The organism is Holophagales bacterium, from assembly GCA_016719485.1.
GTDB lineage: Bacteria > Acidobacteriota > Thermoanaerobaculia > UBA5066 > UBA5066 > UBA5066.
Map to the genome: position 1 here is coordinate 221,962 of JADJZB010000002.1, position 13,126 is coordinate 235,087.

At 70.0% G+C, this 13,126-nt stretch carries 8 protein-coding genes; 2 read left to right on the plus strand and 6 right to left on the minus strand.

What is annotated here, in order from left to right; translation table 11 throughout:
* Window positions 1-170 precede the first annotated feature (170 nt).
* On the plus strand, window positions 171-2,855 hold the full coding sequence (locus IPN03_01030) for a serine/threonine-protein kinase (protein MBK9372341.1): 2,685 nt from the start codon (window positions 171-173) through the stop codon (window positions 2,853-2,855).
* 82 nt (window positions 2,856-2,937) lie between these two features.
* On the opposite strand, the gene IPN03_01035 is transcribed toward IPN03_01030, so the two are convergent.
* Window positions 2,938-3,783 (minus strand): hypothetical protein, encoded by an 846-nt coding sequence (locus IPN03_01035; GenBank protein MBK9372342.1) that lies wholly within the window; start codon window positions 3,781-3,783, stop codon window positions 2,938-2,940.
* Window positions 3,784-3,901: 118 nt separating this feature from the next.
* Here IPN03_01035 and IPN03_01040 point away from each other — a divergent pair, with 118 nt between their 5' ends.
* Entirely contained in the window at window positions 3,902-5,113 is a 1,212-nt protein-coding gene (locus IPN03_01040) for an FAD-dependent oxidoreductase (protein MBK9372343.1), read from the plus strand.
* 16 nt (window positions 5,114-5,129) lie between these two features.
* On the opposite strand, the gene IPN03_01045 is transcribed toward IPN03_01040, so the two are convergent.
* From IPN03_01045 to ileS, 5 genes are all read right to left on the minus strand, one after another.
* Window positions 5,130-7,649 carry a serine/threonine-protein kinase gene (locus tag IPN03_01045; GenBank protein MBK9372344.1) on the minus strand — a complete coding sequence of 840 codons (2,520 nt, stop codon included), beginning with the start codon at window positions 7,647-7,649 and terminating at the stop codon, window positions 5,130-5,132.
* Window positions 7,650-7,854: 205 nt separating this feature from the next.
* Entirely contained in the window at window positions 7,855-8,847 is a 993-nt protein-coding gene (locus IPN03_01050; GenBank protein MBK9372345.1) for an RluA family pseudouridine synthase, read from the minus strand.
* Complete coding sequence (gene lgt / locus IPN03_01055) at window positions 8,844-9,632, minus strand: prolipoprotein diacylglyceryl transferase (GenBank protein ID MBK9372346.1); 789 nt, start codon at window positions 9,630-9,632, stop codon at window positions 8,844-8,846. Before lgt ends, IPN03_01050 begins: the two co-directional genes overlap by 4 nt.
* Window positions 9,632-10,141 carry a signal peptidase II gene (gene lspA, locus IPN03_01060; GenBank protein ID MBK9372347.1) on the minus strand — a complete coding sequence of 170 codons (510 nt, stop codon included), beginning with the start codon at window positions 10,139-10,141 and terminating at the stop codon, window positions 9,632-9,634. The genes lgt and lspA overlap by 1 nt, the downstream gene beginning before the upstream one ends.
* Complete coding sequence (gene ileS / locus IPN03_01065) at window positions 10,138-13,083, minus strand: isoleucine--tRNA ligase (protein ID MBK9372348.1); 2,946 nt, start codon at window positions 13,081-13,083, stop codon at window positions 10,138-10,140. The genes lspA and ileS overlap by 4 nt, the downstream gene beginning before the upstream one ends.
* Window positions 13,084-13,126: the final 43 nt, after the last annotated feature.

Genomic DNA, 13,126 nt, shown 5'->3' on the forward strand with positions numbered 1-13,126 from the left:
GCGCCGCGCGAGGTGCCAGATCGCGTCACCCTGTGACGTCCCGGAGTGTGCCGGCGTTCCGTCCCCCGGTGCAAGGAGGCGCCGCGCAGCTGAGCCATGGACGGACAGGACCGAGACCGGCAGACCGGCTGTCCTGGGCCGACCTGCGGCTAGAATCCCCGCCCAACGAGATGACACTGAACGCGGGTTCCCGGCTCGGTCCGTACGAGATCGTCTCCCTGCTGGGCGCCGGCGGGATGGGAGAGGTCTACAAGGCGCGCGACACGCGGCTCGAACGCGAGGTCGCCGTGAAGGTCCTCCTCCCGGGCGGCACGTCGTCCGACGAGATGCGCCAGCGGTTCGAGCGCGAGGCGAAGGCGATCTCGCAGCTTTCGCACCCTCACATCTGCGCCCTCTACGACGTGGGTTCTCACGAGGGGACGGAGTACCTCGTGATGGAGTACCTCGAGGGCGAGACGCTCGCGACCCGCTTATCGAAGGGCCCGCTCCCGCTCGACCGGCTGCTCGCATTCGGCATCCAGGTCGCGGAGGCCCTCGACCGCGCGCACCGCCAGGGGATCGTCCACCGCGACCTCAAGCCCGGCAACGTCATGCTCACGAAGAGCGGCGTGAAGCTGCTCGACTTCGGGCTCGCACGGACGCTCGCCCCGCAGGCGGGCCCGTCGGGGATGACGTCCCTGCCGACGATGGCGCAGCCGACCCCGCTGACGCAGAAGGGGTCGATCCTCGGGACGTTCCAGTACATGGCGCCGGAACAGCTCGAAGGGGGCGAAGCCGACGCGCGCAGCGACATCTTCGCCTTCGGTGCCGTCCTCTACGAGATGGCGACGGGCAGGAAGGCGTTCGAGGGGAAGAGCCAGGCGAGCGTCATCGGCTCGATCCTGAAGGACGAGCCACCGGCCGTCTCGTCGCTCGCGCCCATGACGCCGCCGGCCCTGGACCGCGTCGTCGCGACGTGCCTGGCGAAGGACCCGGACGACCGCATCCAGACGGCGCACGACGTCAGGCTCCAGCTGCAGTGGATCGCCGAGGGTGGGTCGCAGGCGGGCGTGCCGGCGCCGGTCGTCGCGCGCCGGAAGAGCCGCGAGCGCCTCGCGTGGACGGTCGCCGCCGCGGCGCTCGTCGCGGCTGCGGGGCTCGGCGCGGTCCTGCTCCTCGCCCCGAAGAAGACGGAGCGAGTGTTCCGGTCGGCCCTGCCGCCTCCGGAGGGGACGAGCTTCTGGCTCGAGTCGAACACTCCGGGCCCGGCCGTCGTCTCCCCGGACGGGAGGATGGTCGCGTTCACCGCCGCCGACGGCAACGGGAAGTTCCAGCTCTACGTCCGCTCGCTCGACGCCACCGAGGCCCGGTCGCTCTCCGGCACGGACGGGGCCCAGTACCCCTTCTGGTCGCCCGACAGCCGATCCCTCGGCTTCTTCACGACGGGAAAGCTGAAGACGATCGAGGTCAGCGGCGGCGCGCCGCTGACCCTGTGTACCGCCCCGGAGGGGAAGGGCGGGACGTGGAGCCCGGCCGGGGTCATCGTCTTCGCGGCGAGCCCGACCGCGGGGCTCTTCAGGGTGTCGGACAAGGGGGGCGAGTCGGCCCCCGTCACGAAGCTCGACGTGAAGCGCGGCGACGACTCGCACAGGCACCCGAGGTTCCTCCCGGACGGGAAGCACTACCTCTACGTCGCGCGGAACCAGCGGGCCGCGGGCGAGGGGAGCCCCGTCATCGTGGCGTCGCTCGACGGAGGGGCCGAAAAGGTGCTCCTGCGCTCGCCGGCCGCGGCGATCTACGCCTCCGGTCACCTCCTCTACCTGCGCGAGGCGACGCTGATGGCGCGTCCCTTCGACACCGTCCGCCTCTCCTTCACGGGCGACGCCGCGCCGGTCGCGGAGGGGATCCTGATGCCGGCGCCCGCGACGGCCATCGGGGTCTTCTCTGCGTCGCAGAACGGGGTCCTCGTCTACCAGACCGCGCGGGGCCATCTGACGTCGGCACTTCAGTGGTATTCGCGCGACGGGAAGGTGGACGGAACCCTCGGCGAGCCTGCGGACTACGCAGAGGTCGTCCTCTCTCCCGACGGGAAGCAGGCCGCCGTGACGATCCTGGACGCGGCCACGGGGACCCACGACGTCTGGGTCTTCGACCTCGGCCGCGGCGTGCGCACCCGCTTCACGTTCGACCCGGCGGACGACGTGGCCCCGGTCTGGTCTCCCGACAGCTCCGCGCTCGTCTTCTCCTCGAACCGCAAGGGACACTACGACCTCTACCGAAAGTCCCTCGACGGCTCCGCCGAGGAGGAGGTGCTCCTCGTGTCGGAGCGCGACACGTACGGCGCCACGTTCACCGGTGGCGGAAGCTCCCTCCTCTTCACGCAGGTTTCCCCGGAGGCGGGTTTCGAGATGCAGCTCCTGCCGCTCGGGGGGAGCCGAAAGCCGGAGCTGCTGCGGAAGTCGAAGCTCAACGAGATCGCGTCCCCGCTCTCGCCCGACGGCCGGTGGCTCCCGTACAGCTCGGAGGAGTCTGGGCGCTGGGAGGTCTACGTCACGTCGTTTCCGGGCGCGGGGAGAAAGTGGCAGGTCTCGAAAGGTGGAGGCGCCTACGCGTACTGGAGCGCGGACGGCCGGGAGATCATCTACCACGACCTCGGCGGGACGCTCCACGCCGTCGCCGTCGCGGCGCGCGGCGAGACCCTCGAGGTCGGCGAGCCCAAGCCGCTCTTCCGGGTCCCCGGGCCCAACCCCTCGGGCTCGACCTTCTGGCCGACGGCGGACCACCAGCGGTTCCTCGTCGTCGGCGGAGGGCAGAAGCCGAACGCGTTCCTGGACCTCGTCGTGAACTGGCCCCTCCAGCTGCGCGGCGCGAAGTAGGAGGATGCGGCCGGGGCCTCTCGGGCCTTAGCAGCCTCCTGCTGGCGCCTATCGTGCCTCGGGACTCCCGGGGCGCGCCTCGCTACTTGACCCTCCACTGGCCGCCCTCGAGGACGAAGGGGATCCCCACGGTGGTCGACGTCGACTGGACGACGCCGGGCTCCTTCGACTTGCTTTCGACCGTGATGACGTTGAGGGTCGCCACGTTGTCGTTCTCGATGAAGAGGACGCCCCCGGAGCGAACCCCGGCGGCGAGGTCGGCTCTCTTCGGGATCGTCTTCCTGTAGTAGGCCGCGATTTCCTTGCGTTCGCTCTCGGGCTCGGCCTTCCAGTCCGCCTGCCTCTTCGCAGAGGAGAGCTTCAGGAACGCTTCGGGCTTTCCGGAATGGACCGCGTCGGCGTACTCGAGGGCGAGTGCGTAGATGGCGTGCTTCAGGATTTCCTCGCCCTCGATGCGGACCTGGGTCCCGGGGGCGGGCGCGCCGGCCATCACCATGGGACCCAGCGAGGCGTACCACTTGCCCGCTTCGAGGGTGAACATCGCCATGACCTCTCCGCCGTTTGCGTAGGGCGACTCGAGGCTGGCCCGGTCCGGGAAGACGGTCAGAACTCCTCCCTTCCGGATCGCGGCGGCGAGGAGCTTCGGGTCGGGGGCACGGTCCTTCGCCCGTTGGGCCCAGTCCGCGCGCTCCGCTGCCGATTCCTTCTTCAGCTCAGCCTGGTCCGCGGCGGTCCTCAGACGAATGACGTCGTCGATCTTTCCCGCGGCGAGGAGCTCGGCTGCATGGATGGCGAGCTTCCCGGCAGGGTGAGCCAGGATCGCCTCTCCCTTGATCATCGTCGGCACCTGAGCGGCGACCGGAGCGGTGGCGAGGGCTGCGAGAAGGAGCAGCGGAACGGCCGTGGCGGACACTTTCGCTGATTGCATCGGAACTCCTTTTCTGAAGATGCTACGCCGTCTCAGAACAATGGCCAAGTGACTCTCGGGCCACGAGATCGGAAGTCACGTCGCGCTCTGGCCCGGAGCGTGCGAATCTTCACGCCGTATGAGCAGACACGACGTCGTCGTCGTCGGGGGCGGGATCAGCGGCCTGACGTTCGCCTTTCACGCCGCACGGGCCGGACGGTCCGTCCTCGTCCTCGAGAGCGCCGGAAAGCCGGGCGGCTGCATCACGACCCGGAGGGCGGACGGCGGCTACTGGTTCGAGGTGGGCGCGCACACCTGCTACAACTCCTACCTCGGATTCACCGGGCTGATCGACGCATGCGCGTTGCGCGGTGAGGTACTGCAGCGGGCGAAAACGCACCTGCGCTTCCTCGACGGCGACCGGCTCGTTCCCGGATCGAATCTCGGCGTGATGCTGCGGCTCTTCGGATGGTTCGAGGCGGCGGTGAGCCTTCCGCGGATGATCGGGGCGAAGAAGGAAGGGAAGACGGTCGCTCAGTTCTACTCGAGCATCGTCGGAAAGCGGAACTACGCGAAGGTCCTGGGCCCGATGCTGTCGGCGGTCCCGTCGCAGAGCGCCGACGCGTTTCCGGCCGGGATGCTGTTCAAGATGCGCGACACGCGCCGGAAGGACTTTCCGCGCAGCTTCACGCTCCGCGGGGGCCTGCAGACGATGACCGACGCGCTCGCCCGGCAGCCCGGCATCGAGGTGGCGACGGGGCGGATGGCCGTGAGCCTCGAGGCGAACGGGTCCGGCTGGGCCGTCGTGACGGACGACGGCGAGCGGCACGAGGCGGGCGTCGCGGCGGTGGCCACGCCCCCGTCCGCCGCGGCGGCGTTCCTCGGCGGGGCCGCGCCCGACCTCGCCGCCCAGGTCTCGCGCGTGAAGGACACGGTCGTCGAGACGCTCGCCTTCGCGGTGCGCGCCTCGAAGGTCAGCAGGTTCCCGGTCTCGATGTTCCTGGTGCCGCGGAAGGACGTCTTCCACTCGGCGGTGACGCGCGACTCGGTGCCCGACCCCGAGTGGCGTTCCTTCGCGTTCCACTTCAAGCCGGGACTCACGCCGGAAGAGAGGGTCGCCCGGGTGACGCGGCTCCTCGGGCTTGGAAAAGCGGATCTCGAGGAGCTCGTCGAGAAGAGGACGATTCTCCCGTCGCCGGAGCTCGGGCACGAAGCGATCGTCGCGGAGATCGACCGGCTCTCGGCGGGGAAGAAACTCTCCGTCCTCGGGAACTGGTTCGCCGGCCTCTCGATCGAGGACTGCGTCGACCGCTCGCGGAGCGAGTGGGCGCGGGTCGCCGCGGCCGGTTAGCTTCCCGGGCGAAGCGTCACGGCGTCTTCAGGTCCGCGGTCCAGTCGAGGACGACGGTGATCGGCTCGCTTCTCTGGCCGTCCACGGGCGAGCTGACCAGGAAGCGGCGGCCATCGGAGGTCACGGCGTACTGGCTCGCGGTGCCGACGACGTCCTGGTTCATAGCCTCGGTTCGAAACAGGAGAGTCGGGCTGGAGGCCTCGAACCCTGAAGCGACGCCCGCCGCCATGAGACGGCCGTCGGGGGTGAGATAGAAGAGCTCGCTCCCGTCGCGGCGCCACTGCGGCTGTGATCCCCCGTCCGGCGAGATTCGCCATTTGGCGGCCGAGAGCGGAGAGGTCTGCACGTAGACCTCCTGTCGGCCCGATTCGTCGGAGACGTATGCGATGTAGCGCCCGTCGGGGGAATACACCGCCTGGGACTCGTTGAAGGGCGCCTGGAGAACGGGGGCCGGCTTGCGCTCGCCGACGAGCGGGAGGACCCAGACCTCGCTCTTCGAGGCCATGCCGACCCTCTCGAAGAGCAGGGACTGCCCATCCCGCGACCAGTCTGTCGGAAGCTCTCGATTCTCGGACTTCAGGAGCGCCTCCGCTCGTCCGGCACCGCTGGACAGGGTCTGGAAGATGTCCGTCGAGCCCCACCCCCGACTCGTCGCGAAGGCGATGCGGGTCCCGTCCGGCGACCAGACCGGGGACAGCTCCGCCGCCGACGCAGCGGTGAGCCTCGACGCGACGCCGTGGGCGAGCTCCATGAGCCAGATCTCGCGACCCCCGGGTTCGAGATTCACGAGGTCGAGGGCCACGCGCTTGCCGTCGGGGGAAGGCGCCCGGGAGGGGGGGGGCCCGGGGGAGGGCCCAGGGTCCCCTCGATCGATCCAGGCGAGCTGTCGGAGCGCGGTGGTCCCGCTGCCGTAGGCCAGTACGCCCGTTTCGGAAACGGTAAACGTGCCGGCCGCCAGCGGATCGCTCCCCTTGACCTTCGGTGCGATGGGAATCGGTTCGCCCGCGAGTTCGAGCCTTCGGGCATCGAACGGCCGCGCCACGAGCCATCCATCGTGCTCGAAGAGCAGGAAGCCCCTGGAACTCCCGGACGGGGAGCTGGCATAGAGGACGTTCGAGGTCCCGCTCATCAGGCGCGTGGTCTTGTCCGAATCGAGGGACCCCACGTAGATCGCGCGGTTTTCCGACTGTGCGCTCCGCACGACGAAGAGGAAGTGCCTCCCGTCGGGGAGGAAAGTGGGCCAGCGATGGGAGTTCTCGCGCCGGGAGAGATCGAGCTTCGTCAGGGGAGCAGGCGGGCCTCCGCCCGCGGAGACGCGAAACAGCCCTTCGGTGGGGTACGGAGAGAAGACGATGACGCCGTCGCGATTCCACGTGCCGCCTCGCCCCACCCGCGCGTCACACAGGACCTGGGGCGGGCCGCCGGATGCGTCGATCCTCTTCAGCTTGTCCGGCGTCATGAAGGCGACGGAGTTGCCGTCCGGCGACCAGAAGGGCGAGAAGGCTCTCTCGGTACCCGGCAGCGGCCGGGCCTCGAGGGAGTCGAGGGGGCGGATCCAGAGAACGTTCCTTCCATCCGCGCCCGGGGCGACGAATGCGAGGCGGGTTCCGTCCGGGGAGAGGACGACGCTTCCGGGCTGGAACGCTTTCCCTTCGGGAGGCAGGATCGAGAGCTTCAAGGCGCGCGGCGTCCCGGCGCCCGATCTCGGCTGCCGAAGGTGCAGAAAGACCTGTACGGACAGGGCGATGCCGAACAGGACCGCCGCGATCCAGGCAGCGCGCTTCAGTCCCCCGCGCCTCGCCGGGGACGGCGCGGAAACTTCGGCCGGGGAGCCACCTGCCGCAATCCATTTCAGCTCCCTGGCGACGTCGTGCGCCGACTGCCAGCGTTCCTCTGGGTCCTTCGCCAGGCACGTCCGCACCAGGCGATCGAGCGCTGGCGGCGCCGTCGCCTGAGACACCGAGACCGGCTCCGGCTCCGCCGTCATGATTGCCGAGATCCGACTCGCCCGGCTGCTCCCCTGGAATGCCTTCCGGCCTGTGGCCATCTCGTAGAGGACGGCGCCGAACGCGAAAATGTCGGACCTCGTGTCCGCCTTCCTGCCCTCGGGTTCGGGGGGGGGTGGGGGGGGGGTGCCGAGAATGGCTCCTTCGCGGGTGACCTCCTCTTCGGCTGTCGAGACGGACGTCAGGGCCTCGGCCGGTCCCTGCGCTTCGAACGCCTTCGCCAACCCGAAGTCGAGGAGCTTCGCCCCGGACGTCGTCAGCATCACGTTGCCCGGCTTGAGATCCCGGTGCACGAACCCCATGAGGGCGCACGGCGTCTGCTCGAACGGGAGAGGTCCGTTCGCGAGGCGCTTCGACAGCAATTCGCCCTCCAGCAGCTCCATCACGAGGTAGTCCACGTCGCCCTCTCGCCCCACGTCGTAGAGCGCACAGACGTTCGGGTGCGACAGCGCCGCGATCGCCCTCGCCTCCCGCTCGAACCGCTGTCGGGCCTCCGGAGAGAGGGTGAGGTGCGGCGGGAGCAGCTTCACGGCGACGTCCCGCCCCAGTGTCTCGCGCCCGATACACCTCTCCCATCCCACCGGCGCCGAGGAGGGAGACGATCTCGTACGGGCCAAATCGGGTACCCGCGGATACCGACATGAGGTTTCGTCTCAGGATAGTCGATACGTCGATGTCCGCCGAACAGCCCTCGCCGCGAGGCGCGTCGGGTTCGCGGCTCTCAGCGCCAGGTCTTCAGAGGGAGAGCCCCGCCACCGCGAGCAGTGCCGCGATGTCGGCCGGGATCGGCGCGACGGCGTCGACACGCTGGTGCGTGACCGGGTGGTCGAAAGCGAGGCGGCGGGCGTGGAGGGCCTGGCGGGGAAAGTCGCGGCAGGCGGCCTGGAGCGTGGGGTCGACGATGCCCTTCCAGCGCGGCGAGCCATAGGTGGCGTCGCCGACGATGGGGTGGTGGATCGCCTTGAGGTGGGCGCGGATCTGGTGCGTTCGTCCGGTGACGAGGGTGCAAAGGAGGAGGGAGAGGCCGGCCTTGTCTCCCGTCGACTCACCGAGGCGCTCGTAGAGCGTCGTCGACTCGCGTCCCTCGGTCTTCGACGTCGTCATGCGCTTGCGGTCGTGCGGGTCGCGCAGGATGCGCAGGTCGACCTTGCCCTTCGTGACGGCGGTCCGGCCGTAGGCGACCGCGAGGTACTCCTTCACGAGAGTGCGGGCCTTCATGGCCCTCGCCATGCCGGCGTGCGAGGCCTCGTTCTTGGCGACGACGAGGACGCCGGAGGTGTCTTTGTCGAGGCGGTGGACGAGACCGGGGCGGTCGGCCTCGCCACCCCATTCCTTCGAGTGAAAGAGGAGTGCGTTGACGAGGGTGCCGTCTCGGTGGCCGACGGCGGGGTGTACGACGAGGCCGGGGGGCTTGTCGAGGACGAGAAGGTGCTCGTCCTCGAACAGGATCGAGAGGGGGATGTCCTGCGGGATCAGCTCCGCCTTCGGCGGCAGGGGAGGGGGGAGGACGGTGTCGACGAGGTCGCCGGTCGCGACCTTCGCGGAAGCTTTCGTCACCGCGCGCCCGTTGACGGTGACGAGGCTCGCGTCGATCCACTCCTGGACCTTCGTCCTGGAGGCCTCCGGGAGGTCGGCGAGGTGGCGGAGGAGGACGCGGTCGAGGCGCTCGCGGGCGTCGCCGCGATCGGCGGTGAAGGTCCGGCGCGGGCGCTCGCCGTCCCCGCTCACGCCTCTGCGGGAACCTCGGCGCGCTTGCGTCCGAAAGCGAGTATGCCGAGGCCGAGAACGAACAGACCGATGGCGATGCCCTGCGAGGTGGAGAGGTCCGTCGAGGGCATGTTCCCGCGCGGGTCGCCGCGGAAGAGCTCGACCGTGAAGCGGAGGATTGCCGCACCGATGAGGTAGAGGGAGAAGGTGCGGCCCGCGGCGCGGCCCTTGCCGAACCAGACGATGAGGCCTGTGAGGAGAAAGAGGCCGACCGCCTCGTAGATCTGCGTCGGATGGAGCGGGATCCCCATGGGGACGCCGACGTTCTCGCCTGCCTTGGGGTCGGTGAACGTGATCGCCCAGGGCTTGGTGCACTGCGCGCCCCAGCAACAGCCGGCAGCGAGGCAGCCGATGCGGCCGATGGCCTGGCCGAGCGCCACGGCGGGGGCGGCGGCGTCGGCGAAGGCGAGGAAGGGGACCTTCTTGACCTTGACGAAGAAGACGGCTGCGACGAGCGCGCCGAGGAGGCCCCCGTAGAAGACGCCGCCGGCCCGGAAGAGCTCGAGGAGCCCGCGGAACGAGGTGAGGTAATAGCCCGGGCCCTCGACGACGAGGAGGAGGACCTTGGCGCCGAGGAGGCCGGAGAGGATGAGCCAGATGCCCATGTCGACGGCGGTCTCGCCGTCGATGCCGTACTCCGGTGCCCGCCGCTTGAGCAGGAGGACGCCCAGGAGGAAGGCGACGCCGAGGGCGGCGCCGTAGGCGGGGAGGACGATCGGGCCGAGGTGGAGGAGCTCGGGATGCATCAGGACTCCGGCTTCGTCTCCGCGCCGTCGGGGTTCTTCCAGATGTCGAGCGCGAGGAGGACGACGCCCACGGTGATGGCGCTGTCGGCGACGTTGAAGGAAGGCCACTCCCACTTGTCTGCGGCGTGGAGGCGGACGAAGTCGGTCACGGCGCCCGAGCCGATACGGTCGATGAGGTTCCCGACGGCGCCGCCGAGGATGCCGGCGAGGGCGAGCTGGAGCCGCTTCCAGTGGACCGGGCTCTTGAACGCGTAGACGAGGACGAGGACGAAGACGAGGAACGCGACGGCGTTGAGGAGAATCGGGCGGTACGGAGAGGTCGCTCCCGCGAAGAGGCCGAACGCGGCGCCCGTGTTCTCGACGTGGGTGATGTCGAAGAAGCCGGTGATGACGACGATCCGGTCGTGGAGCGGAACCCAGGCGCGGATCATCATCTTCGTCGCCTGGTCGAGGAGGACGACGAGGGCCGCGAGGGCGAGGTAGAGCGCCCGGAGACGGACCGGGCTCACGCGCCGGCCGCCGTCTCTCCCGCCGTCGCCGACGAGAGGATCGCCTGGCAGCGGCCGCAGAGGCCGGTGTCGTCGCCGTCGCGCTTCACCTGCCAGCAGCGCGGGCACTTCGTCCCTTCGGCGGCGTGGGCCGAGACGGCGGGCAGGCTGGTGTCGCCTTCGGCCGCCGGAACGCGGAAGACGACCTCGGGGACGATGAGGAGCTCGGCGAATCGCACCTCGTCGAGGCCGGTGGTCGCGAGGTCGGCCGTGAAGGCCCCTGTCTTCTCGACCTCGGCGCGAGCCTGCGCGCTCGTGCCGACGACACCGTCGCGGCGGAGCGGCTCGAGGGCTCCGACGAACGCGGCACGGACGTCGAGGAGGCGGCCCCAGGCCGCGTGCTGCTCCTCGGTGAGGGTCGCGAGGACGAGGCTGTCCCACGTGGCGAGGTTCGGGGAGGTCCCCTCGTGGCCCGGCAGGGACTCCCAGATCTCCTCGGCGGTGAAGGGGCAGATCGGGTTGAGGAGGAGGGCCAGGGCCTCGGCGATGCGGTAGGCGGCCGTCTGGGCGGAGCGGCGCGCGGGGTCGTCCTTGCCGAGGACGAAGAGGGCGTCCTTGCGGACGTCGCACCAGAGCGCGGAGAGGTCGGTCGTCGCGAACTCGCGGAGCCGGCGCGCGACGGCGTGGAACTCGAAGCGGTCGTACGCCTTGCGCGCGTCGGCGAGGAGGAGCGCCGCGCGGGCGACGAGAAGGCGGTCCACCGGCTCGAGCTTCTCCGGGTCGACGGCGCTGGTGGCCGGGTCGAAGTCGAAGAGGTTCGAGAGGAGGAAGCGCGCGGTGTTGCGGATCTTCCGGTAGGCCTCGGAGGTCCGGGTGAGGATCTCCTGGTTGAGGCGGATGTCGTCGGTGTAGTCGGTGGAGGCGACCCAGAGCCGCAGGACGTCGGCGCCGTGCTTGGAGATGACCTCGTCGGGCTCGACGGTGTTGCCCATCGACTTGGACATCTTCCGTCCGTCGCCCGCGACGACGAAGCCGTGCGTCACGACGGTGTCGTAGGGGGCCTTGCCGTTGAGGGCGACCGCCGTCAGGAGCGAAGACTGGAACCAGCCGCGGTGCTGGTCGTGCCCCTCGAGGTAGAGGACGTGGGGGGCCTTCGGGTCGGTGTAGGGAGAGGCGACGCCGTAGGCCGACGTGCCGAGGACGGCGGCGTGGGAGACGCCCGAGTCGAACCAGACGTCGAGGATGTCCTTCACCTTCTCGAAGGCGACGCCCTTCCACTTCGACGTCGGCGGGACGAAAGCGTCGGCGGGGAAGCTCTCGTCGTCCCACCAGGCGTCGGCGCCGTGCTTCTCGAAGATGGCGACGAGGTGGTCGAAGAAGAGCTTCAGCTCGGCCGGGTCGTCGGCGGAGGGGTAGTACTCGACGTCGTCGCGCGGCTCGGCGGGGCGGAGGATGGTGATGGGGGAGCCCCAGAGCCTCTGGCGCGAGATCGTCCACTCGAGACGGTTCTCGACCATCGCGCCGATCCGGTTCACGCCGAACGCGGGGACCCACTCGACCTTCTCGCGGATCTCGGTGAGGGCCCGGTCGCGCAGCGCCCCGAGGTCGATGAACCACTGGTGCGTCGCCCGGAAGACGACGGGGCTCTTGCAGCGCCAGCAGTGGGGGTAGCTGTGGACCATGTCGGTTTTCCCGAGGAGGCGCGCGCCCGAGGGGTCGCCCGCCTCGAGGAGGGCGAGGACGGCGCGGTTCGCGTCGAGGTCGGGCGACTTCGCCGCGACGACCCGCTTGCCGCGGAGCGGCTCGGGAACGTGGTGATCGTAGAAGCCGGCCGGGTCGACGGGGCACAGGGCCGGGTCATCCACCGGGAATCCGCTCCGCTTGACGACGTCGTGGTCTTCGCGGCCGTGGCCCGGGGCGGTGTGCACGAGTCCGGTGCCGTCGTCGGTCGAGACGTGCTCGCCGAGGAGGAAGCCAAAGGAGATCCCGTCGACGTCGAACGGGCGCCGGTACGTGGGTCGGGCCATCTCGACGTCGGCGCCCCTGCGGGCCGTGCCGGGGATGGCGGCGAGGTCGGCCCAGCCGAGGGCCTTCGCCGTCGCCTCGACGAGAGGAGCGGCGAGGACGTAGAGCTTCGCGGGCTCGGAGGCGCGGCGGGCGAGGACGTAAGGGATCTCCGGTCCGAGGCAGACGGCGCGGTTCGCCGGAAGGGTCCAGGGGGTCGTCGTCCAGATGACGGCGAAGAGCTCGGCATCGGCGGCGAGCGCCTCGCCCCAGAGGGCGCGGAGCGCGTCGGTGACGGGCATCGGGAAGGCGACGTGGATCGAGGCGTCCTTGCGGTCCTCGTATTCCACCTCGGCCTCGGCGAGGGCGGTCTTGCACTGGACGCACCAGAGGACCGCCTTGAAGCCGAACGTCACGAGTCCCTTCGCCAGGAACTCGCCGAACGACCGGGCGATGGCCGCCTGATAGCCGAAGTCCATCGTCCGGTACGGGGCGTCCCAGGCGCCCAGGATGCCGAGGCGCTGAAAGTCGCTCCGCTGGGCGACGACCCATTTCTGGGCGTATTCGCGGCAGGCCTTGCGGAACGTGACGGGGTCCATCTCCCGCTTCTTCGAGCCGAGCTCCTTGTCGACCTTCAGCTCGATCGGCAGGCCGTGGCAGTCCCAGCCGGGGACGTAGGGCGCCTCGAAGCCCGCATGGGACTTCGAGCGGACGACGATGTCCTTGAGGATCTTGTTCAGGGCCGTCCCGATGTGAATGCGCCCGTTCGCGTAGGGCGGGCCGTCGTGGAGGATGTAGCGGGGGGCCCCCGCCTCGCGGCGGGCCTCGAGGACCTTCTCGTAAAGGCCGGAGTCGAGCCAGCGGGCGAGCCGCTCCGGCTCCCGCTTCGGGAGGTCCGCCTTCATCGGGAAGGAGGTCTTCGGGAGGTGGAGCGTGTCTTTGAAGTCGCGGGCTTCCATAGAGGCCCCGGAGGTTACCGGCCGCACCACCCCGAAGCAAGGA

Bases quoted from the DNA above. Each gene is read 5' to 3' on its own strand.
- IPN03_01030 (MBK9372341.1), top strand. From the start codon at position 171: ATGACACTGAACGCGGGTTCCCGGCTCGGTCCGTACGAGATCGTCTCC.
- IPN03_01035 (MBK9372342.1), bottom strand. From the start codon at position 3,783: ATGCAATCAGCGAAAGTGTCCGCCACGGCCGTTCCGCTGCTCCTTCTC.
- IPN03_01040 (MBK9372343.1), top strand. From the start codon at position 3,902: ATGAGCAGACACGACGTCGTCGTCGTCGGGGGCGGGATCAGCGGCCTG.
- lgt (MBK9372346.1), bottom strand. From the start codon at position 9,632: ATGCATCCCGAGCTCCTCCACCTCGGCCCGATCGTCCTCCCCGCCTAC.
- ileS (MBK9372348.1), bottom strand. From the start codon at position 13,083: ATGGAAGCCCGCGACTTCAAAGACACGCTCCACCTCCCGAAGACCTCC.